Origin of the sequence: Natronosalvus amylolyticus (assembly GCF_024298845.1) — an archaeon.
Classification (GTDB): domain Archaea; phylum Halobacteriota; class Halobacteria; order Halobacteriales; family Natrialbaceae; genus Natronosalvus; species Natronosalvus amylolyticus.
Map to the genome: position 1 here is coordinate 1,779,611 of NZ_CP101156.1, position 20,471 is coordinate 1,800,081.

Annotated in this window: 20 protein-coding genes; 8 read left to right on the forward strand and 12 right to left on the reverse strand. The window is 61.7% G+C overall.

Features of this window, described 5'->3' with window-relative positions; genetic code table 11:
* Positions 1-168: 168 nt before the first annotated feature.
* Positions 169-1,518, reverse strand: a complete 1,350-nt coding sequence (locus tag NLK60_RS08370) for an FAD-dependent oxidoreductase (RefSeq protein ID WP_254807351.1) — start codon at positions 1,516-1,518, stop codon at positions 169-171.
* A gap of 230 nt (positions 1,519-1,748) precedes the next feature.
* Between NLK60_RS08370 and NLK60_RS08375 the strand changes: the two genes are divergently transcribed.
* The 6 genes from NLK60_RS08375 (at position 1,749) to NLK60_RS08400 (ending at position 6,214) form a co-directional block, all read left to right on the forward strand.
* Entirely contained in the window at positions 1,749-2,627 is an 879-nt protein-coding gene (locus NLK60_RS08375) for a homoserine kinase (protein WP_254807352.1), read from the forward strand.
* Between the two features lie 25 nt (positions 2,628-2,652).
* Entirely contained in the window at positions 2,653-2,991 is a 339-nt protein-coding gene (locus tag NLK60_RS08380) for a hypothetical protein (RefSeq protein ID WP_254807353.1), read from the forward strand.
* A gap of 168 nt (positions 2,992-3,159) precedes the next feature.
* Positions 3,160-4,032, forward strand: coding sequence for a serine O-acetyltransferase EpsC (epsC, locus tag NLK60_RS08385; RefSeq protein ID WP_254807354.1), 873 nt, complete (start codon positions 3,160-3,162; stop codon positions 4,030-4,032).
* A gap of 116 nt (positions 4,033-4,148) precedes the next feature.
* Complete coding sequence (locus NLK60_RS08390; RefSeq protein WP_254807355.1) at positions 4,149-4,844, forward strand: V-type ATP synthase subunit D; 696 nt, start codon at positions 4,149-4,151, stop codon at positions 4,842-4,844.
* Between the two features lie 20 nt (positions 4,845-4,864).
* Positions 4,865-5,299: a DUF6276 family protein gene (locus NLK60_RS08395; protein WP_254807356.1), complete on the forward strand. Its 435-nt coding sequence runs from the start codon at positions 4,865-4,867 to the stop codon at positions 5,297-5,299.
* An 81-nt stretch (positions 5,300-5,380) separates the two neighbouring features.
* Positions 5,381-6,214 carry an ion transporter gene (locus NLK60_RS08400; protein WP_254807357.1) on the forward strand — a complete coding sequence of 278 codons (834 nt, stop codon included), beginning with the start codon at positions 5,381-5,383 and terminating at the stop codon, positions 6,212-6,214.
* Positions 6,215-6,292: 78 nt separating this feature from the next.
* On the opposite strand, the gene prf1 is transcribed toward NLK60_RS08400, so the two are convergent.
* The 3 genes from prf1 to NLK60_RS08410 all read right to left on the reverse strand — a co-directional run bounded on the left by prf1 (position 6,293) and on the right by NLK60_RS08410 (position 8,867).
* Complete coding sequence (gene prf1 / locus NLK60_RS08405) at positions 6,293-7,552, reverse strand: peptide chain release factor aRF-1 (RefSeq protein ID WP_254807358.1); 1,260 nt, start codon at positions 7,550-7,552, stop codon at positions 6,293-6,295.
* Between the two features lie 123 nt (positions 7,553-7,675).
* Entirely contained in the window at positions 7,676-7,810 is a 135-nt protein-coding gene (locus NLK60_RS19515; protein ID WP_256530366.1) for a hypothetical protein, read from the reverse strand.
* A gap of 61 nt (positions 7,811-7,871) precedes the next feature.
* Positions 7,872-8,867: a radical SAM protein gene (locus NLK60_RS08410; RefSeq protein WP_254807359.1), complete on the reverse strand. Its 996-nt coding sequence runs from the start codon at positions 8,865-8,867 to the stop codon at positions 7,872-7,874.
* A 129-nt stretch (positions 8,868-8,996) separates the two neighbouring features.
* On the opposite strand from NLK60_RS08410, the gene NLK60_RS08415 reads away from it, so the two are divergent.
* Complete coding sequence (locus NLK60_RS08415; protein WP_254807360.1) at positions 8,997-10,922, forward strand: sensor histidine kinase; 1,926 nt, start codon at positions 8,997-8,999, stop codon at positions 10,920-10,922.
* Positions 10,923-10,937: 15 nt separating this feature from the next.
* Here NLK60_RS08415 and NLK60_RS08420 read toward each other — a convergent pair whose 3' ends face one another.
* Positions 10,938-11,558 carry a cysteine hydrolase family protein gene (locus NLK60_RS08420; protein WP_254807361.1) on the reverse strand — a complete coding sequence of 207 codons (621 nt, stop codon included), beginning with the start codon at positions 11,556-11,558 and terminating at the stop codon, positions 10,938-10,940.
* Positions 11,559-11,690: 132 nt separating this feature from the next.
* On the opposite strand from NLK60_RS08420, the gene NLK60_RS08425 reads away from it, so the two are divergent.
* Positions 11,691-12,797 carry a DUF373 family protein gene (locus tag NLK60_RS08425; RefSeq protein ID WP_254810448.1) on the forward strand — a complete coding sequence of 369 codons (1,107 nt, stop codon included), beginning with the start codon at positions 11,691-11,693 and terminating at the stop codon, positions 12,795-12,797.
* Between the two features lie 161 nt (positions 12,798-12,958).
* Here the strand turns inward: NLK60_RS08425 and NLK60_RS08430 are convergent, their stop codons facing one another.
* From NLK60_RS08430 to NLK60_RS08460, 7 genes are all read right to left on the reverse strand, one after another.
* Positions 12,959-13,114: a hypothetical protein gene (locus NLK60_RS08430; protein ID WP_254807362.1), complete on the reverse strand. Its 156-nt coding sequence runs from the start codon at positions 13,112-13,114 to the stop codon at positions 12,959-12,961.
* 134 nt (positions 13,115-13,248) lie between these two features.
* Positions 13,249-14,091, reverse strand: coding sequence for a polyprenyl synthetase family protein (locus NLK60_RS08435; RefSeq protein WP_254807363.1), 843 nt, complete (start codon positions 14,089-14,091; stop codon positions 13,249-13,251).
* A gap of 76 nt (positions 14,092-14,167) precedes the next feature.
* On the reverse strand, positions 14,168-14,470 hold the full coding sequence (locus tag NLK60_RS08440) for a hypothetical protein (protein WP_254807364.1): 303 nt from the start codon (positions 14,468-14,470) through the stop codon (positions 14,168-14,170).
* Between the two features lie 60 nt (positions 14,471-14,530).
* The gene (locus NLK60_RS08445; RefSeq protein WP_254807365.1) at positions 14,531-16,936 is read right to left on the reverse strand and encodes a methyl-accepting chemotaxis protein; all 2,406 of its coding nucleotides are present in this window, start codon (positions 16,934-16,936) and stop codon (positions 14,531-14,533) included.
* Positions 16,933-18,213, reverse strand: coding sequence for an ABC transporter substrate-binding protein (locus tag NLK60_RS08450; RefSeq protein WP_254807366.1), 1,281 nt, complete (start codon positions 18,211-18,213; stop codon positions 16,933-16,935). Before NLK60_RS08450 ends, NLK60_RS08445 begins: the two co-directional genes overlap by 4 nt.
* A gap of 361 nt (positions 18,214-18,574) precedes the next feature.
* Positions 18,575-19,531: an electron transfer flavoprotein subunit alpha/FixB family protein gene (locus NLK60_RS08455; RefSeq protein ID WP_254807367.1), complete on the reverse strand. Its 957-nt coding sequence runs from the start codon at positions 19,529-19,531 to the stop codon at positions 18,575-18,577.
* Positions 19,528-20,319, reverse strand: a complete 792-nt coding sequence (locus NLK60_RS08460; protein ID WP_254807368.1) for an electron transfer flavoprotein subunit beta/FixA family protein — start codon at positions 20,317-20,319, stop codon at positions 19,528-19,530. The genes NLK60_RS08455 and NLK60_RS08460 overlap by 4 nt, the downstream gene beginning before the upstream one ends.
* Positions 20,320-20,471 lie beyond the last annotated feature (152 nt).

Consider the following 20,471-nt stretch of genomic DNA (forward strand, 5'->3'; position numbering starts at 1 on the left):
TGTCTCGAGCAGTGATATCGCACTTCAGGAGTGAACGTGTACACACCAACCACTGTGTCTCGAGCGATCTTTCGACCGGACATGGAAGCCCTCCCACCCACCCTCGAAGTCGCAATCTTCGGTAGCCTCACCCTCATCATCCTCGCCGGGTTGTACGTGAATCTTCGACTATATCGAACCCGACTCTGAAGGGCTTTCAGCGTGTTGGAGTGTCTCCAGTACGCGTTCGGCACCGGCCTCTCCTGCAGCGACAGCCCCCTCGAAGCGTAACTCCGGATACGTCGCCTTGCTTGCCGTGCCAGCATAGAATACGCCGTCAGCGACTGCCCCCTCCAGATCGTACGGAACGACTCGCTCGAGATAGCCGGGTGCCGTGATCGGTTTTGGCGTCCCAATCGTGGTCTCCACCGACTCGAGGTCACTGCGGTCGAATGCCGGAAACAGCGAGCCGAGTGCCGCGAGCCAGCGTCGCTCGAGAGCAGCACCCGGAGTAGAATCTGTGGACGATTCGCTCGAGCGAGCGTAGCGGACCATGGTGTGGACGGTCCGGTCGTCAGCCCGAGTGCCCTGATCATCACCCGGGGAATCGATGGCCGTTGGCGTGACGATACGGTCGAACGGTGCCGAGTCGGCGAGGAACACGTCGTAGCACCCGGTCAACGCCTGCGTTGTCGAAACTGTCACACACGTCGGCGTCACCGTCTCGATGCCGGCATCGTATCCGGTCAGCCGTCCCTCGTATCCGGTCAGCCGGCCCAATCCTTCAGGGCCAGTTGCGATAACCAGCGCCTCGAGCGGCTGTGTCGTCACCCTGCTATTTCCCTCGAGGCGAACCGACTGCATCTTTCCCCCCTCTATCACGATGTCGGTCACCGAGGAGTCAGGCCGAACGTTTTCCGCGCCGATTTCGGCCACCAGCGCGTCCACGAGGGATTGCGCTCCACCCTCGAGTACCCCACGTCGTCGGGTCTCCCGCCGCCGCCGAATCCACTCGAGCAGCGGTGCCGCCGAGAGGTCACTCGCCGCCGTCCCAAACCGACCCTCGACAACGGGCGTCCAGATGGCGGCTGCGGTGTGTTCGGTCGACGCCGACTCGAGATACGCCTCGAGGAGAACGTCGTCGTAGTTTTCGGGATCGATTGGTACCGACCGACTGATGCCGAAACGTGTGTCTCCATCCCGGCCGAGACCCGCAAACAGCGCCTCGAGGCGAGCCGTCTCGCGCAGTGACAGTCGCGGGTGGGTCGCCCGCTCGATTCGCGTATTAAACGGGTGAATCGTCCCGCCGTCGTAGAAGCCGATACGAGCTTCGTCCCAGCCGAGACGAGCCTCGAGGTTGAGGTCCGTGAGGAGGGTCCTGGCGCTCGAGTCCGAGGGATGAAGGCGGGCAGGAGGCCAGGTTTGTGCCGGGATGGCGTCGACGCCTGACGCCGCGAAGACGGACACGTCGTAACCCGCCTGAGCGAGTCGATAGGCACACACGAGTCCGGGGAGCGTCCTGCCGACGACACCGATCATGTCTCGAGAGGGGAGCCCACGGCTCTTTGGCGTTGTGGATGCGGGGGATCGCCGGCATCCAGCGCACGATGCGGTGGAACTGGACGTGCGGAAACGGGAATGGGCGCGAGGAAACGAGGATGGGCGCGAGGAAACGGGGACTCGAGCGAAGGCAGCCGTCGTGTCCCCGAAAGGACGCAACAGACGCACCCTTCGCTACATTTTTGGGGCCGCTGTGGGTACCAGTGTGCATGCGTACCGTCCGTGCACCGGCGACGAGTGCGAACCTGGGGAGTGGCTTCGACGTCTTCGGACTCGCACTCGAGACACCGGCCGACGTGATCCGCGTCGAACGGGCGAGCGAGACGTCGATCACGGTAACAGGCGTCGGGAGCACGTACATTCCCGAGGACCCGGCAAAGAACACCGTCGGCGCAGTCGCCGACGCGCTCGATGCGCCAGCACGGATCCACATCGACAAAGGCGTCAGGCCGGCCTCCGGCCTCGGTTCCTCGGCAGCCAGCGCCGCCGGTGCAGCGGTTGCCCTGAACGCCCTCTACGACCTGGGGCGCAGCAGGGAAGAACTCGTAGGGGCCGCCGCGGAAGGCGAGGCGCTCGTTTCCGGTGACGCCCACGCCGACAACGTCGCCCCCTCGCTGCTTGGTGGCTTCACTATCGTTACCGACGACGGCGTCACGCAGGTCGACACCGACCTCTCGCTGGTCGCCTGTCTCCCGGAAATCGTCGTCTCGACTCGAGACGCCCGCGGAGTCATCCCCGACAGCGCATCGCTCACCGACGTCGCATCGACCGTCGGCAACGCCGCCACCCTCTCCGTCGGAATGACCAGAAGCGACCCCAAACTCGTCGGCCAGGGCATGGACGACCCCGTCGTGACCCCCGCTCGAGCAGCCCTGATCGACGGCTACGACGCGGTTCGAACGAGCGCCCTCGAGGCCGGTGCCACGGGCGTCACCGTTAGCGGTGCCGGCCCCGCCTTGCTCGCCGTCTGTCGCGAGGGGCGCCAGGGAGCCGTCGCCGGAGCGATGATCGACGCCTTCGACGACGCCGGCGTCGAGAGTCGTGCCTACCAGACGAGCGTCGGTGACGGCGCAGTGTTGTACGACTGACAGCGACGACACAACGTGATATCCCATGAGTGTCGCCCGTGACGGCCTGCTCGCACTCGCCGTGTTCTTCGTATTCGGTCTGCTTGCCTTCCTCTTCGAGACACCCCTCTCGAGGTGGGCCTTCGCCGTCGGTTGCGGAGCCACGCTGGCGTTCGAGAGTGTCACAATCAGGTATCGAGTGGCCGTTCGAACGGTGTGGGAGCAACCGCGCGTGCAAGCGACACTTCTCATCGCGGGTATCTGTACCGGAATCGTTGGTGCGTTTCTCGCCCCAAAATACGTCCTCGCGGCCGGTATCGGGGCACTGGGTACCTATCTTGTCCTGCTCGGAGCACTGACCATCGTGAACCGCTATCGGCGTTGACAGCCCCCACATCGAAAGAGACGACATCAACGAGGAAGGTATTCGGATTGTGCATTTCCTCGAGGGTCACCGACCCTTTCGCGTGGCCCGTCAACGGTCACCACCGAATAGTGATAGAAGCGCGAAGTGCAGTAACTAACTTTACTCGACAGCGTCAACTCCTACGAAATGGCATACGAGTACACCGGCGATGCACATACCGAACTCGTCGAATCGTATCGGGCAGATCGTTCACCCATGCCGACGAGTGCCTCGAGGGTCTACCCCCGTCGCGATTCGCTGCGCGACGAGCCACCGCTCCTCAAACAGCTCCTGTTCCCCAAGTGCTGGAACGCGACGGAGTTGCTGGATGATTCCGATGCAACTCGTGGCCGCCTGACTGAACTCGGTACCTGCATACAAAACGGCATCACGGCCTATTCGGACCGCGACGGTGCCGAGTTGACTGCGATCACAGACGAAACGCTCGATCGGTTGCCAGCAATTAGACGCTCCCTCAAGAAGGATGTCGAGGCCGCCTACAAAGGCGATCCAGCGGCAAAGAGCTACTGTGAAATTATCCGATCGTATCCCGGGTTCCACGCCATCCTGACCCATCGGGTGGCCCACCACCTCTACGAAGCGGATTGCGCCGGGTACGCACGCGAGCTTGCCGAATACTCGAAGACCGAGACCGGCATCGATATCCATCCAGGCGCGAAGATTAGCGAATATTTCTTCATCGATCACGGGACCGGGGTCGTCATCGGGGAAACGGCGACAGTTGGCGACTGGGCCCGGATCTACCAGAACGTCACGTTGGGCGCACTCCACTTCGAGGAGGAGGAGGGCGAGGACCACATGCTGGCGAAAGACTACAAGCGCCATCCCGACGTCGGCGATCACGTCGTCATCGGCGCAGGGAGTAACGTGCTCGGACCGGTAGAAATCGGTGATCATGTAAGCATCGGTGCGAACTCCTGGGTGACTGACGATGTTCCGGACAACACGAGCGTGTTCATTGCGGATCACCCCGAGCAAAAGCGGAAATCGAACCGATGATTGGCAACGTGCTCCTCGGGCACTCTGCAGTAACCTTTGAATATACGATGGGCGCGTCACTCGAGCGAGCCAAACTGTAAACAGTTATCCGACTGCGGGCGCAAGCGACCCACAAGATGGCCAAGGACGTCAAGCCCACCCGGAAAGAGTTGATGCAGATCGAAGATCGCATCGACCTCTCCGAGCGTGGCCACGGCACCCTCGAGAAGAAACGCGACGGGCTGATTATGGAGTTTATGGACATTCTGGACCAGGCCCAGGACGTCCGCGGTGAGCTCTCTGAGGACTACGAGCGCGCTCAAAAGACGATCAACATGGCTCGAGCGATGGAGGGCGACGTCGCCGTCCGCGGAGCCGCCGCTGCCTTGCAGGAGCACCCCGAAATTACGACCGAGTCCAAAAACATCATGGGCGTCGTCGTCCCGCAGATCGAATCCTCGAAAGTGACGAAAAGCCTCGACCAGCGTGGCTACGGTATCATGGGCACCTCGGCGCGCATCGACGAGGCAGCCGAAGCCTACGAGGACCTCCTCCAGAGCATCATCCTCGCCGCCGAGGTCGAAACCGCGATGAAGAAGATGCTGCGAGAGATCGAGACCACGAAACGCCGCGTCAACGCACTCGAGTTCAAACTCCTCCCGGAGCTCTACGAAAACAAGGAGTTCATCGAGCAGAAACTCGAAGAACAGGAACGCGAGGAGATCTTCCGACTGAAAAAGATCAAAGAGAAGAAAGAGGCCGAAGAGGCAGCAGAAAAGGCCGAGTCAGAGGCCGAAGCAGCCGCCGTCGAAGAGCCCGTCGCGAGCGACTGAGCGGAGTTCCCCGCGCCAGTATGGATTGTCCCCACTGTTCACACACCGTTCTCGAGTTATCCCTCCCGGAACCCTATCGCGAGCCGACGCACCTGCCAACCCATCTGCGTGATGAGGTGCCAAACCCTCGAGGGGCCACAATCTGCCCCAACTGTCTCGGCGTGACCCTCGAAGCGACCACGGACGCGCCACCACTCGAGGCCCCGAGAACCCAGACGATCAGCGAGGACTTCCCACGAACGGAAGCCGGTGCCGTCCCCTTCGCACTCGCCCTCGAGTCCTGCCGGTCGCTGGCGATGAACCGAGGAACGATCGAGAAGTTGCTCGAGGCGACCGAACGCGCCGGTGTCGACCCGTTGCTCACGCTCGACCGATTGCTCGCCGACCCCGATATCGAGCCTGCAGTCGACCTCGAGCGTCGACGGCACCAGCTCGAGCAGTTTCTGTACGACTAGTCTCCGTGGAAGGATTCCGTCGACTATATTCGACCGGAGACATGGCGAAAACTATAGTATTCACCATCTCGAGCACAAGCCATGGCCACATCGAAGGGGGGCCGGCGATACGGTCGGATTCGTCGGCGGACGTTCGAACTGTTCGAACCGAATCTGGGCGGGCGCATCGGCTACCGTCTCGACTGGGCGATCATGCTGTTGATCGTGTTGAACGTCGTCGCGGTGATACTCGAGACCGTCGACACTCTCGCACTCGCCTACGGGAGTTTCTTTTACTGGTTCGAAGTCGCCTCAGTCATCGTCTTTTCGGTCGAGTACGTGGCTCGTGTTTGGTCAGCCGTCGAAAAGGAGGGCTACACCGGACCGATCACCGGCCGCCTGTCGTTCGCGAGCAAACCGCTGCTCGTCGTCGATCTGGTTGCAATCCTGCCGTTTTATCTCGCCCTTGGCGGCGTCAACACGGACCTTCGCTTCCTCCGGGCGCTGCGACTCGTCAGGCTGTTTCGACTCCTCAAACTCGCCCGCTACTCGAGTGCGTTACAGTCACTCGGCGACGTCTTCGCGGATAAAAAAGAAAAGCTCGTTCTGGCATTTTTCATGAACGGACTGTTGCTCGTCGTCGCCTCGAGCGTGATGTACTACATCGAACATCCACAGCAACCCGAGGCGTTTTCGTCGATTCCGAAGGCGTTCTGGTGGGGCGTCGCCACGCTGACGACGGTCGGCTACGGCGACGTGCATCCGATTACCCCCGTCGGTCAGTTCGTCGGCGGCGTCATCGCCATGCTCGGCATCGGACTGTTCGCGCTCCCGGCCTCGATTCTCGCCTCCGGTTTCATCGAGCAGGCCGACAAGGAAAAGCAGGAGGCGTGTTGCCCGCACTGTGGTGAGCCACTCGAGGAAGGAGCAGAATAGCAATTCGGAAACATCTTCGGACACTCTCGGCTTCTCAAAGCCTCTCGGGAGTTCCAAGAATCACCGAAAATCGCCCGATCAGACGCCCGTATTGTACCGCAAAATACCCGCAATCCCGCCGAAGGCGTTGTACAGCTGTTCGCCTTTCTCGAAATCAGTCGAGATGAACTTGGTCTCGGTGCCACGCTGTTCGGCCAGCGTCATGAGGTGTTCGATGGCGTCTTCACGGTCGTCTTCTTCGGCCTCGACGGGCGCGTTACACTCACTGCAGTCGTGAGACGGCGTCGCCTTGCGTCGGTCGATGAGTTCGTAATCCGTGTTGCCACACTCCTCGCAGGCGTAGGTGATGACGTCCTGTCGCAGGTCCTCGCTCAACAGCAGATTTTCGACTGCGCCCATCATCAGGTTGCGACGGGTCTGAGCAAATCCGTAGGTAGCGAGTTCGCCGCTGTGCAGTTCCTTGAAAAAGCGGTTCATCTGCTTTTTGTCTTTCATCACCTCGGCATCGACCAGCGCCTCTTCGGCGTTGTCGACCAGGTCCTTCAGACCGGATTCGTCGGTGTAGGAGACGTCGAACTTGCCGAGGACTTTGTCCTGAATTTCGTGGTGAAGGTAATCGCCGTCGAGGAACTCGTCTTTCGTCGGGGAGGGACCGCCGACGAGGACGCCGTCTAACTCGTGGCGCTTGGGAACGAACAGTTCGTTCGCCATACCGGCAACCTCCTGATAGAAGTTGTCGATGGCCTCGAGGCGAAGTCGCGCGAAACGCTGGGCGGACTGTCCACCCTTTCGCTGTTTGCCCGGAACCAGCGACGACGCGGACTTGACCGGCTGAATTCGCTTGCCTTTGAGCCACCCGACGTTGGCCTCCCGCCGGTCGAGAACGACCAGACCGTACAACCCCTGGTCTTCGAGCATGTGCTCGAGTGGCTCGGTCAGGAAGTCAGAGTCGCAGTGATAGCGGAACGATTCGACCGGCTGCGGCGGTCCCTCGAGCACCTTGGTTACCATATCGGTCTGCCCGCCGCCAGCGTTGACCGCCCCCGAAAAGATGACCAGTCCGTTTTCTGGTGGAAAGGTGTCGTAGTATCGAAGTCGGTCTTTGATGCTCGTCAACGCGTCCTGGACGTTCGTCCGCGTCTGTTTGGACTTGATGTTGGCCGCCTCGCTATGCTCCTGGGTGACGTGCGCAACCACGTCGCTGATCTGACGATCCTCGGGGATGTAGATCGTCACGAGTTGCGTCCCCGACCCCTCGAAGTCTTTGAGTTCCTCGATCACCTTCTGGAACTCGTATTTCTTCCGGTCGGAAGTCGCAGATTCTCCCTCCTGACTCATTGGTCGTCTAGAACAGAGCCGGGGGTAAGTACCCTTTGACACGTCCCCAGAACCGTTCTATGGACGCCGAACGGGCGACTCGAGGCCTATAATCTACAGAAAAGCAGGCCGAGTGCCTCGAGGTCAAGCCCCGAGTCGGTTCACCGTTTCCCGCTCGAGTGACGCCAGCGGCGTTCGCTCGCGGGCCCCGCCTACCCCCGCGGCGTCCGCTCGACTACCTGGCACATGCACCTTTTTCCGGTCGGCTTCGCTCGTCACCCTCGCTCACCACTCCCGCAAAAATCTGCACCAAAAACGCTCGCTCTGTCGTCGCTCGCGGTCAGGCAAGCGGCGTTCGCTCGACTACCTGGCCGTCGTACGTCGGATACTGCTCGACGATTTCCCCATCCTCGAGGTCACCCTCCTCGATCATCTCCTCGAGCAGCCACCAGGCGACTTCGACGTGGTTCGGTTTGACGGTGTAAAACTCCTCCGGGACACCGAGCGCTTCGAAATCGGCCGGTTCGGCCCTCGTCTTTCCATAGACGAGCGTGCCATCGTCGGTGATGTCGTCGAACTCGCGTCGAATGTTCCGGGCCATCCGTTTGAGCCGGCGTCGGTGCTGGGCGGCGTCTTTGAACACCGAGGTACAGAAGTAAACGCGTGGATGGTCGCCCATCACCTCGAGGATCGCGTCCCGGTCGTTGTCGACGGCGCTCATGTGTCCCTCCTTGAGTTCGAACCCTTCTTCTTGCATTCGTCGGTAGTTGCCGTGGGACATCTCGAACTCGTTGACGTTACAGAAATCGGCGGCTCCCTCGTCGAGGAACTCGAGGAACTCCGGTTCAGGTCGAATGCCGGGAATTTCGAACGCCGGGGTCAGCCCCTCTTCGCGGGCGATGTAAAGAATCTCCTCCCACTCGGTGCCGTGGAGGTCGCCCCACTGCTCGAGCGGCGGGTGAAAGCGGATTTCGTCGAGGCCGGCTTCCGAGAGCCGTCGCATATTCTCGCGTCCACCCGGAATACCAGTGTAGAGGTGGGTGTGGTGGTCCTCACCGAACTCGTCTTTCAACAGGGAAAGATAGTGGCAGGTTCGCTCGAGGGCTTCCTGTGGCTCCCCACCGGTGATCGAAGTTCCGAGAGCGTCCATCCGATGGGCTTCGGTGAGCACGTCCTCGTCGGACTCGACGAGTCGTTCGTTCGCGTAGACGTCGGTGACGTTCTTGCGGTTCTCGCCGAGCGGGCAATAAAAGCAGTCGCGCTGGTCGCAGTAGCCATAGACGAACAGCACCATCTTCCCTCCTTTCGCACACTGCTCACAGCCCTTCGAGATCATTCAGTACCATCCATAACGGGCGAACGCTGAAAAACTGTGCGAATTCCGTCGTGGGGCCGATCTCCCCCTGGTGACGACGTTCCCCATCAGGCGCCAGCCTGTACGCTTATTTCCCTCGAGTGCGATTGTGTGCCAATCAATCAAATGTCGACAGGCGTCGTCTACGTTTCACCAACGCATACTACAGAGGACGAAACCATCCTGGACGCACTCGAGTCTGGGGGCGAGCGAGTGACCACTCGGCAGGTCACACAGCTATCAGAGATTCCGAAGTCGCCGGAGTGTATCGTCTGTAGAGCCCCCGCGGTCACAGCCACGAGTCTTTCGGAACTCGTCGAACGATTTGCGCCGACGCCGGTTATCGTCGTTCTCGAACCCGATCGTGATACACTCTCACTACAGGACGTGCAAACGGTTGGTGTCGCGGATTACATTCGCCTTGCAAGCCTCGAGTCGGACGGCACTCGACTCGCCCATCTCAGACACCGGCTCGGGGCTGCCCTCGAACGGCTAGGCCTCGAGTCCCGCTCGGCGTCACCGCCGCACGGAGCTTCCGAGAGTGCGACAGCAGAGACGCCAGCGTGCGAGTCCAAACAGCACCGGGCAGATGAGGCTGGGCTACCGCTTGGGCCGAAAGCACTACTCGAGCGAGTACCCACTCCACTGTTCGTCACCGATAGCGACGGGGTCTGTCTGTTCGTGAACGACGCGATGTGTTCGTTTACGGGCTACGACCGGGACGTCGTCTGTGGCGAACACGTCGCCACGTTCGTCGGAAACGGCGTATTCGAACGAGCCAGTTCGGCCGCGACGGACGCCGTATTCGAGGCCGGTCGAGAGCCAAACCCGGTCGAGTTTTCGCTCGAAACCGCGGATGGGTCGCGACGCGTCGGCGAATCCATGCTGGCCCCGATACTCGATGATGAGACCATCGTCGGTACCATCGGGGTGGCCCACGATATCTCCGCACGAAAGCGACGAGAACAGGAACTGGTACAGTACGAATCGATCCTCGAGACTGCTCCCGTCGGCATGTTCGTCCTCGATTCCGAGGCGACGATTAGCTGGGCCAACCGAGCGTTTGTCGACAGCTTCGAAGAGCCCGCCGCCGAAATCGTCGGCGCGCCGTTTCCAACACTCGTCGAGCGAGGGTACTTCGGCCCCGAGAACGTCACCGAGTACGTCGAAAACGTCCGGCGGCTCCTTTCGTCGGATACCACCGAGAAGACGCTCAGCCACGATGTGGAGTTCTATACCGCTGGCGGGGACCGCCGCGAGTACGATGCTCACCTCGGATTGCTCCCCCTCGAGGACGGCGAGTTCCAGGGCACCGTCCACGCCTTTCGTGACGTCACCGAACAGCGTCACTCCCAGCGCGAACTCGAGCGCCAGAACGAACGCCTCGAGCAGTTTGCGAGCCTCGTCAGCCACGACTTGCGAAACCCGCTGAACGTCGCTCAGGGGTATCTCGAACTGCTCGAGAGAGACTGTGAGAGCGACGCCCTCGAGGAACTCCAGTGGTCGCTCGGCCGAATGGAAGCACTCATCGGGGATGTCCTCGAACTCGCCCGACAGGGCCAGACCGTCGGTGAACGAACGCACATACCGATACCGGCGCTGGCAACTGGAGCCTGGGATGCGGTCGACACCGGTGATGCACGCCTCGAGGTACGGACCCATGGCACCCTCTCGGTAGACGAAGGGCGTGTTCGAGCTCTGTTCGAGAACCTCTTTCGGAACGCAATCGAACACGGGACTGGTGAGAGAAAACCGCTGACGATTGCCGTCGGCCAGCTGGGTTCGGAGGCTAAGGGAGACGGGTTTTTCGTCGAAGACGACGGCAGTGGGTTCGCCAGGTCGCCCGAGGAGTTGTTCGAACTCGGGGCCACGACGAACCCCGACGGAACCGGCTTCGGGCTCAGTATCGTCGAACAGATCGCCGACGCCCACGGCTGGTCGGTCCACGCGATCGAAAGCGACGGCGGTGGGGCTCGATTCGAGTTTCACGACGCCCACGTACATCTCGAATCCGACGCACTCGAGCCAGCCGAGTGAGAGGGTGGCCGAATCTCACAACGAAGACGATTCGAGGTCCTCGAGCAGCGTTGCCGTCTCCGCAATCCGTGCAAACTCGCCGTTGAGATGGGCCAGTGCGAGTTCGTGACTCAGGCTGGCGTCGTAGTGTGTGCCATCGTAGCCCGTCCGATCGAAGGTAGCTGTGGCATCAGCGACGACGAGTGGCGAGAATCCACGGTTTTCGGCCATCCGGGTCGTCGTCGACACACAGTGGTCGGTCGTCAACCCACACAGAACGAGCGTCGAAATAGCTCGTTCCCGAAGCCAGGACTCGAGGTCGGTGCCGACGAAGGCACCGTTGACCCGTTTTTCGACGACGTGTTCGTCGGCCAGCGGCTCGCCTTCGGGTTTGAACGCATTGCCCGGCGAATCGAGGCGCAGCGGCGAATCGGGTTCCGTCGAGCAGTGTTTGACGTGGACGACCGGCCGGTCGCTCGCTCGCCACCCCTCGAGCAATGCGGCGATGTTCGATTCGGCCTTCGGATTGTTCCGCTCGCCCCACACCGGATCGTCGAACCCCTGCTGGACGTCGATGCAGACGAGTGCCGCGTTCTCCGGGAGCCTCGAGTCGGTGTCGTCTTCCCCAGCGCATTCACCTTCGGCGTCGCCGTTCATACTAGAGGGTGTGTCTCTAGTGCGTTGAACGCTGCGGTCGGGCTGACGCCCCAACAGCCGACAGCCGCGAGCACCGTCGCTCGTCTTCGAACCCCAGAAGAGGGAAATACCACGACGTACAACGTTCGCCCGATGCTGCTGGTCCTGTGTGTCGACCTCGACGACGACCTCGGTCGAAAGACTGGTTTCTCCACGCCGGTTATCGGCCGCGAAGCAGTCGAGGAGGCCGCAGTAGCCTTAGCGACCGCCGACCCCGAAGACTCCGACGTCAACGTCATCTTTCAGGGCATCCACATCTACGACGACCTCGACTCGCGAAACGAGAGCGTCGAAGTGGCCGTAGTCACGGGCGTCGAGGGTTCAGACGTCGTCGCCAACCGAACCGTCGGTGAGGAGGTCGATACCGTCCTCGCGAGCCTCTCGACCGGCGAGGACGTCACCGCGTTGCTCGTGACCGACGGCGCACAGGACGAGTCCGTCGTCCCGATCGTCCGCTCTCGAGTGCCAATCGACGGGGTGAGGCGGGTCGTCGTCAGGCAGTCCCAGAACCTCGAGTCGATGTATTACACCATCAAGCAGGTGCTGGCCGACCCGGAAACGCGTGGGACGATTCTGATTCCGATCGGGATTCTATTGCTCGTCTACCCGCTCGTGTTGATCGGCATCGTATTCGAGGTACCGGGGGCGATGCTCGGCCTGACCTCGACGCTGTTCGGTCTCTATCTCATCTCACGTGGGTTGGGTATCGGCGAGCGGTTGGACAGTACCGTCGAGGGGGTTCGGCGGTCGCTGTACGCCGGCCGGATGACCCTCATCGCCTACGTGGTCGCTGCCGCACTGGTCGTACTGGGTGGGGTGAGCGGCCGCAACACCCTCCATGCCTACCAGGACCAGGCGAGCGGCGAACTCGGAGTCCCTCTCGTGCTCGCAGCGCTGGTGTATGGATCGATCCAGTGGTTCGCAGCCGCCGGCATTACGACGAGTCTCGGTCAAATTACCGACGAGTACATCGCGGGCCGCCTCGAGTGGCGCTACCTCAACGCTCCGTTTTACGTCCTCGCGATGGCGACCGTCCTACACGCCGTGAGTGCGTTCTTCCTCGGCGAGGTCGAAATCGCTTATCTCGCGACAGCACTCACGGCCGGAACCCTCGTCGGCATTGCGAGTACGCTCACGTTCGCCGTCGCCGAATCCCGATTTGGCGATGGGGACGAGCGTCAGCGGGCCGGACGCGCCTGAAAATCAGCGACAGTACACCGTCACTCGAGCGAAGGTCCATCCTCGAATATGAGAGGGAACCAGCTATCGAATGCCCGCTTTTTTCGGAGTCCTTTACCGTGTTTCCGGTACGCGGGTCCCCGGTTCGAGCACGCTCCGAAAACGGGCGATCAGAGAACGTATCAGTGCGTTTCTGTTCGCTCGAAGCCAAGTACGCGTCGGATCCGGTCACTGTAGCTGCCGATTCCCAGTCCGAGAACGAACGCAAGCAACGACGGAGCAGCGACCCAGAGAAGGTTCGGATGCTCGGTACCGGTGTGTGCAACGATATCGATCATATCGAACCGCACGTCGAGCCAGTCAAAGAGGCTGTTGCTTCGGTCAGCTACTACCAATCGTGTCACTGTTGGCCCGGGGCCACTTCCGATCACGTCCGGGTTCGAGGGCAGGTTACCGATGGTGTCTCGAGTGACTATCGGGTGCGTTCGACGACGAACTCCGCGAGGTCGAGCAGGTAGCCACGCGCTTCGGTATTGACGACGTCGACGGTCTCGAGGGCGTCGATGGCCCGGTCGGCCTCCGCCCGCGCCCGTTCGTTCGCCTCCTCGGGCGTGAGGTCTGTGACCTGAACGAGCGATGGGCGATCCATCTCGGCGTCGTGTCCCGTCGGCTTGCCGAGTTCCTCAGCGTCTGACACGGCGTCCAACACGTCGTCGCGGATCTGGAAGGCGACGCCGACGCGTTCGGCGTACTCACCCAGTGCCTCGACAGTGAACGTATCGGAGCCGGCGGCGATTGCACCGAGTTCAGCCGCTGCCCGGAACAGGGCTCCCGTCTTTCGCCGGGCCAGCGTCATGTACTCGGCTTCGGTTTCCGGTTTAGCCTCGAGTTCGGTCGCTTCGCCGACGCCGAGTTCGACCATCGACTCGGCGACGACCTGCATCGCCGCCGGTTCCGACGAGAAGAGGGCGAACGCCTCGCCGAGTAATCCGTCGCTCGCGACGATAGCCGGGCCGTGACCGAACTCGGCCCAGGCACTCGTCGTGCCGCGTCGCAGCTCAGACCGGTCGATAATGTCGTCGATGACCAGCGATGCCGTGTGGACGAGTTCGATGCCGACGCCGAAATCGACCGCATCTTCCGCGGCGCCGCCAACGGTTTCACAGGCGAGTATCGTCACCGTCGGCCGCACCCGTTTCCCGCCAGAGAGTGCGACGTGTCGAACGTCATCGCTGAGGGCATCCGGCTCGATCCCGTCGACGACCTCGACGAGCCGATCCTCGATGAGCGTCCGACGATGCTCCAGGGGTTCCATTGTCCGGGCTTAGGACGGCGTTCAAAAGTAGGTGACGGTTGCCTGGCTACGACAGCCACTCATACGGTCTACTGTATCACGGAATTTCAACACGCCCACACGCAGGACAGCGCAGACGGCCGTGCTCGAACAACAGATGGCAGTCTCCGCAGGCGGTACAGGGCGGTCCAACAGATATGCCTGCGTGCCGTGCCAGCGCTGCGACCGTATTTGCCAACCGACGATGCTGGCGCTCGAGCCTCTCGACGCGGTCAGCAAGCGGTAGAACGACGCTCGTTTTCGGTGGCCGGCGCGTCGACTGACTCGAGTCAGTTTCTCGCTGTCGATTCGTGCCCCGAATGTGATCGCTCGCCCGCCCGGAGTGTGTTCGCGGCGTCATACAGGAAGGAGGCTGCCAGCGAGCAAAAGAACAGCGGCGAGCCGTCAGAAAGCGGTGATATTACTCGTTGTCAACGTTGTCACCGAATCTGAACGTTTCGTCGGCTGCCTCGTCTACGGTGTCATCCTGATCTGCAGGCCCCTCGGCCTCGAGCGCCGTCGTTTCGTCGAATTCGAAATCGGCGGCACCCGCCTCAACGTCCTCGACCCCACTCACGCCGCCGATATCGCCACGGGACGCGTCCGTATCGAATTTCTCGAGGGCTTCGCTGAGGTGGGCTGCCTGGTCTGCCAGCGAACTCGCACTCGAGGAGACTTCCGACAGGGCGGAGGTCTGTTCTTCGGCCGCGGCAGCGACGTGCTGTGATTCCCGCGAGGTCGTCTCGGCGATCTGCGTCGCACTCGAGACCATCGCGACGGCTTCCTGGGTGCTCGCAGCCTGTTCTTCGGTCGCCGCAGAGATTTCCTGCACGCCGTCGTTGGTTCGCTGTGCGTAGGCGGCGATTTCGTCGAGTGCGGTGACCGCGTTTTCGATGGAGTCACTATGGGCAGCGATTCGCTCGGCGGTTCCCTCGATTTCGGCGGCGGTCTCGTCCGTTCGGTCGTTGATTCGGTCGATTCGACTCTCGATGTCCTCTGCGGTCTCCTTTGCGTCCGCTGCCAACTCTTTGACCTGGGAAGCGACGACGGCAAACCCATCGCCGTTCCCGGCGTTTCCGCCTCCACGGGAGGCTTCGATGTTCGCGTTGAGCGCGAGCATGTTGGTCTCGCGTGCGATATCGGAGATGAACTCGACCAGTTCGTCGATCTGGCGCATCTCTGCTTCCAGAGCCGAAATCGCCTCGACCGCGTCGTTGGATTCGGCCTCGATTTCGGCCAACCCTTCGATCGCTTCTTGGGCAGCTGCACGGCCCTCGCGCCCGGTTTCGGCTGTCCGTGCCGCCAGATCGGCTACCTGATTCGACGAGGCTGCGATCTCTTCTGTCGTCGTCGACAGACCGTCCATTTCACTCGAGACCGCCTCGAGTTCTTCGTGCTGTCGGTCTGCGCCATCGGAGATTTCCTGCACCGAGCCCGTCACCTGTTCGGAGGCTGACCGGACTTCCTCCGAACTGGCGGTCACTTCCTCGCTTGCCGTTGCCACCTCGTAGGCGAACTCCTTGACGTGGGCTGTCGTCTCCTCGAGTTCGTCGACCATCGCGTTGAACGCCAGCGCGATGTCGGTCATCGCTTCGCTCTCGCTCTCCGGATCGAGCCGCTGCGTCAGATCACCACCCGCACACTCGTCCATCACGGTCCGATACTCGTCGGCTTTCGCCTCGAGATGACGAGTCATCGCTTCGGATTCTGCCCGTGCGGTTTCGGCTTCTTTGCGTGCGGATTCGGCTTCCTGAATCTGCGTTCGCAGCGATGTACGCATGCTGTCGAAGCCGTCGAACAACTGCCCGATTTCGTCGATTCGATCCGTCTCGAGGTCGACCTCGAGGTTGCCACCTTCCATCTCGGCGGCCCGGTCGCGAAGCCGCGTCAGCGGGCCGACGGTCTGTCTGCCAAGAACGACGCCGACGAGACCGAGGCCGATCAGACTCACCGCGAGCATGGCGGCGACGTACTGGCCCACGTCTGTCGCGACGCCGTAGGCCGCTTCCGTCGGAACACTCGAGACGGCGACCCACTGGGTGTCCGCCACGGGAACGTACGCCCTGACGAAGTCACCCTCTTCGGCGACGGACATCCGCCCACCGAGTGCCGCAGCCACGGCCTCGTCGTCGACATCCGCCGCGTCGAAGGTCGTTTCATCCGAGAGCAACACGCCATCCCCCTCAGCGTCAACGATGATCGTCGACGAGGCCGCACCGGGTTGATCGAGCTGGTTGACCCGATACTCGAGAGTGCCGATCAACACGACAACGCGGTCATCGCGTTCGGTGACCGGGCTCGCAAAGGCCATCACCTGATCGCCAAGCGTCGAGGACTCGTAGGCCTCGTCGGTGTTCCAGACGGACTCGTCAGCGGCGAGTTCGCTCGCGAAATCCGCGTCCGTCCACGGTTCGTCGATTTCCTCGAGGGTGATGCCGCGCATTTGAGCGTTCGTGCTGGTTTCGACCGCGCCGCTCTCGGTGTCGACGACGTGTATGGCTCGCACGTCGACCGAGAGCCTGGCTTGCATCTCGACGATTGCGCCCTGGACTTCCTGTGTATCGTCCGAACGCAACGTCGAGTCAGTCGACGTGGTTCGCGTCTGGACGCGCATGGTCTCCACCCAGTCGCCGATCCCTTCGGCCTGCAGTTCTGCTGTCGATGCCAGTTGGTCGGTCGAATCGGCACGAACAGTCCGGTCGATTTCGGTGTAGCTCACCGCACCGACAGCCCCGATAACCAGCGTCACCGCCAGAATCGAGATCACGAATTTTAGCAGATACCGCCGGCGTATCGCGTTTGGCACCAGGCGCGCGAGCAGGCTCATTCGAGTGTCACCTCGTCTATCGTTTCGATACCACCATCGGCGCTCTCGTCGAACGCCCAGTACTCGAACGTCGCATCGACCGGGTCACCGTTGGTGTCGAAGACGACCGAACTCGAGGCACCCTGATACTCGACCGGTTCACCGGCCGCTGCCAACTCGAGCCCCTCGGCGAGGTTTGACGGAGTAACGACCGTTCCCGGATCGGTCGTGACCGTGTTCATCGCACTGCGAATCGCCGTCCCGTCGTTCTGACCGGCGAACGCGTTGGCCAGCAACAAGACCGCACTCGCGTCGTAGGCGTGTGCGGTGAAAATTCCAGGGTCCACATCGTACGCCTCGGTGTAGCGTTCGGTAAATGCCTCGGCACCCGGCCCGGCCGTGAGCGGTGCCGTCCCTCGGATCCCGTCGAGTGAGTAGGGGACGTTCTCGGCGAGCGTCCCATCGCGAAGCCCGTCAGTGACGAGCACGTCCGCGTCACCGCCCATATCGAAGAAGTCCGTGAAAATCTGGGCTCCCGTCCGCGGATAGCCGATGACGACGAGCAGGTCGGGGTCCTCGGCCAGTGCCGTCTCGAGTTCCCCGTTGTAGGAGCGATCTTCGCCTTCGGAGAGTTCGTCGAAGGGAACCTGTGCGGTGACCGCCCCGTCGTGTTGGCTCTGGAACGCCCGAGTGAACGCCTGGCTGAGTTGCCAGCCGTAATCGTTGTTGACGTACATGGTCGCCGCCCGCTCGTGACTCAGATCGGTCGCGGCCTGATCAGCGAGGATAACGGCCTGTAGCGAATCCGAAAGCGCCGTCCGGAAGACGAGTCCGGCGTCGTTCAGGAACGATATCGTCGGGCTCGTACTCGCCGGTGAGCAACAGACGGCACGGTAGGGGATCAGCACCTGCTGGGTCACCTGGAGCGTGACACCGGATGCGGCCGGGCCGTTGACCATTGGATAGCCAGCCTCGACGAGCGACACCGCTTTCTCAATCGCCCTGATCGGATCAGCACCGGTGTCGACGGTATTGTACTCGATACCGATATCGACGGCATCCCGGACCTGTGTGACTGGCAACTCGGCGGCATCCGCAATTGGGTTGCCAACCGCCCCGAGATCACCGGACAACGGTTGCATAATCCCGAGTTGTATCGTCCGATCAGTGCCGCCGACCGCGTCCGCTTCGGAATCCGACGACAGCCCGCCTATGTCACTGAGACAGCCTGCCAACGCACCCAAACCGCCTGCACCAAGCGTCGATAGCACCGAACGTCTTGTAGGGGGTGAAGACATACACTCAGCATTCGAGAATACCGCCATAATTCTATCGGGAGATATATAGTAAAACTATCTAATATCCAACCAAATTAAGTGGTAAGTGTGCTGTATTATTTCACGACAGATTTACTCGCTCGAGACCTCCGATTTGAGTTTTACCGAGACTGTGTGGAGGGAGTTAGTTGCGTGTTAATAGTAACACACTACTAATTCCATATTCACATGAGCGGTGAAGGATCCCACCACCGACTATCAATCCAGTCGGCTCGAGGGGTTGACTCACGGATGACGGGTGGATCCTCGCAACACAACCGCCGTGAACCAACCTCCAAAAATCTCGGCCAAAAAACACGCTCGCTCCGCTCGCGTGAGCAACTTACGAGAACTGCTCGATCAGCGCCGGCACCACGTCGAACAGATCGTCGTGAATCGCATAATCCGCGATGTCCATGATCGGCGCGTTCGGGTCCGTGTTGATCGCCACGATCGTATCTGACCCTTTCATCCCTGCAACGTGCTGTACAGCGCCGGAGATACCGATCGCTATGTAGACATCTGGTGTGACGACCTTGCCGGACTGACCGACCTGTCGGTTCGCCGGCAGCCACCCAGCGTCCACGATCGGCCGTGACGACGACATCGTCGCATCTAGCGCCGCTGCCAACTCCTCGATCAACTCGAGGTTCTCCTCTTCGTCGATACCGCGGCCGACCGACACCAGCAGGTCCGCCTCGCTGATGTCCACGTCGCCGCCCGCGACTTCCTCGAATCCGTTCACGCTCGAGCCGATGGCGTCCTCGTCGATCTCCGCCTCAAATGCCTCCACGGCGGCTGAACCCTCGCCTTCGGCGACGGGCCACTCCGCGCCACGGATCGTTACCACCGCAGGCGTTTCCTCGACATCGACGGTCGTTTCGACTTTCCCGCCGTACATCTCGCGCGTCGCCGTCAGCGTCTCCCCAGCCGTCTCGAGGCCGACCACGTCGGTCACCAGCGGTACATCGAGTCGGGTCGCCACCGCGGGCAGGTAATCCAGGCCGTTCACGCTGTTCGCCCCAAGCACGTAACTCGCGCCGATGGAATCGACCAGTTGGGTCACCGCCTGCGTATAGACGTCGTGGTTGAACTCCTCGCCGTAGGCGACGGTATGAATTGCGTCCACGCCCTCGCGGTCCAGTTCCTCGGCGTAGGCGTCTACATCGCCGCTGATGACGGCAACGTGCAGGTCGCCGCCGGTCTCTTCGGCCAGTTCCGCACCCGCCGTGAGCAACTCGAGGCTGACGTCACGAAGTTCGCCCTGGCGGTGTTCGGCGATGGTGAGGATATCGCTCATTGGGCCACCCCCTTCTCGCGCAGCAGTTCAGCCAACTGTCCAGCCGTATCGTCGGCGCTCCCGTCGAACACGGTCGTATCGCTCTCGCTCTCCGGTTCGTACATCGACGTCAACTCGAGGTCGCCCGCGACAGCCTCGGTCTCGACACCCAGGTCCGCCAGTGTCTGGTGGTCCAGTTCCTTGCGCTGGGCCATCCGAATGCCCCGGAGACTCGCGTACCGCGGCTCGTTGATACCCGTCTGAATCGACAGTACCGCCGGCAGGTCGACGTCAGTCAGCTCCTCCATCCCGCCCTCGAGTTCGCGGTGAACCGACGCTACGTCGGCGCCGTTATCCAGGTCGAGCTGGTTGACGACCGCTGCCCACTGCGTCCCGACGGCTTCAGCCAGTGCGACGCCTGTCGCCCCGAAGCTGTCGTCGCCCGACTGTACGCCAGTCAGCACGAGGTCCGGCTCTTCGGCTTCGACCACTGACTCGAGAATCGCGACCTTCGCACCGACGTCCAGCAGGTCGACCTCCTCGAGGGCGTCGTCCCACACCCGGATAGCGCGGTCGGCACCCTTGGCGAGGGCCTGCCGGATCGTCTGTTCGGTGTCTTCGTCACCGATCGTGACGGTGACGACCTCGTCGACGACGCCGTCTTCCTGGAGCTGGACGGCCTCCTCGATGGCGTAATCGTCCCACTCGTTGAGATCGGCGCTCAGATAGCGCTCGTCGATAGCGGTGCCGTCGATCTCGAACGCGTCGTCGACGGTGACAACCTCTTTGACCGGTACGAGTACCTTCATCATGATAGATTGTGGTCTCCTGTGCGTAAACGTTTTCGAAACCGCGATTATCGGGCGTCGAGTTGATTCGTCTCGAGGGACGCTCAGACGAGTCGGTTCGTTACAGTTTCACGAGTTGTAGAATACATCGGAGGAGCCGTGGCTCGCTTCCG